General features: G+C 41.0%; 1 protein-coding gene. It reads left to right on the top strand.

Annotation, left to right across the window (positions count from 1 at the left end; all coding sequences use genetic code 11):
• Nucleotides 1-1,484: immunoglobulin-like domain-containing protein (locus GWK10_RS18235; protein WP_164033840.1), on the top strand; the 1,484-nt coding region annotated here is incomplete at both ends.

The following is a 1,484-nucleotide window of genomic DNA, read 5'->3' as shown; positions in this document are numbered from 1 at the left end:
TTCAAGGTCACCGCTCCGACAGAGACACTGAATTGTTTTGTGAACATCGCGCGCCCTTTTGATGTCACTATTCGTGGGGTGAATGCCAATACTGCTGGGAATTATCAGTTTAAATATGCCATTGAATCTGGTGCTGGATATATAACATATCGCGGAGCGGTCGTAGAACAAGATGCCCTGGTGATGCTATCTGGATCAGCCAATGAACTACAGTTTGTCGGTACCGAAGTAGGTGCTGCCAATCTCGTTATTACCATTGTTAATGGTAGTGGTGAAGAAAAAGGGTTTTCACTCAAATGTAACGTACAAGAAACAGCATTTGTCTTTGATGTTATTCCATCTGCGGGATCGCTATCACCAGATAGCATGATCGATCTCGCAATGTCTATCAATGAGGTTAATCCTTCTACCTATAAAACTAAATATGAAGTACTCCCTGCTGATCAAGGTACCGTTGCTGGGTCGGGTAGTGTCATTGTTAACGGAACTGAACTCGCTAATAATACCTTTGTCGATACCCAAAGCGGACAGTTCACATGGAAGTTCATGGCAGATGAATTAGGTCCTGTCAAATTAAAATTCACCACCGAAAATGGATTCGGGGTCATTGCAGAAAAAGAAATTTCGCTGCAAGTTTCTGAAACCCCTGAATACACATTTACTGCTGTATCAAGTGGTGATACCCAAGCCAATATTGATGCGGTACTCGGAATTGATTTTAATTTAAATGAAAGTTCTGGTACCTCTACCTATACAATGACATTTACTAACACCAATACAGGTAGTTTAGCCATTAATGGCACTCCTTATGAAGCAGGTGATCAGATTACAATCACTCCAGGTGAGTTTACAGGAAATTATACCGGTACAGAAGCTGGTGATCATACACTAACATTCACTGTTCAAAATGCATTTGATCCTCCTTTAGAGCGAACTGCCACTGTTACCTTTACCTATATCGATCCTAATAGCAATAAACCAATTATTACCCTTGGTGGTGATGGTGAAAATGTACAACTATGCCAAGGGGTTGCTTTTGTAGAAACAGTTACTGCTGTTGATGCTCAAGGAAATACTATTCCAACTAATGAGATTGTAATCACCGGTAGTGTCGATGAAACTACTCCAGGTAGTTATGGACTGACCTATAATGTATCCGATAGTCAAGGCAATGCCGCAGATGAAATATCAAGAACCGTTACTGTAACAGCGTTACCAACTGCTATTATTGGGGCTGATCTCACTAGTGGACAAGCACCGCTTGAAGTTACCTTTAACCCAACAGGGTCTACCGCTGCTGCGCCAGCTACATTAGTAAGTGTACAATATATCTTTGGTGATGGTACGCAAAGTGCAGTGCTTGATTTTCCTAGTAATATAACTCATACCTATACTACTGCAGAACGATTTACAGCACAACTAATTGTAACCGATAGTAATGGATGTATCAATACTCAAGATATTGAAATTGATGCGGCACAAGG

The sequence above is a fragment of the Spongiivirga citrea genome (assembly GCF_010671565.1).
Classification (GTDB): domain Bacteria; phylum Bacteroidota; class Bacteroidia; order Flavobacteriales; family Flavobacteriaceae; genus Spongiivirga; species Spongiivirga citrea.
This window is presented reverse-complemented; position numbering and strand designations above follow the sequence as displayed.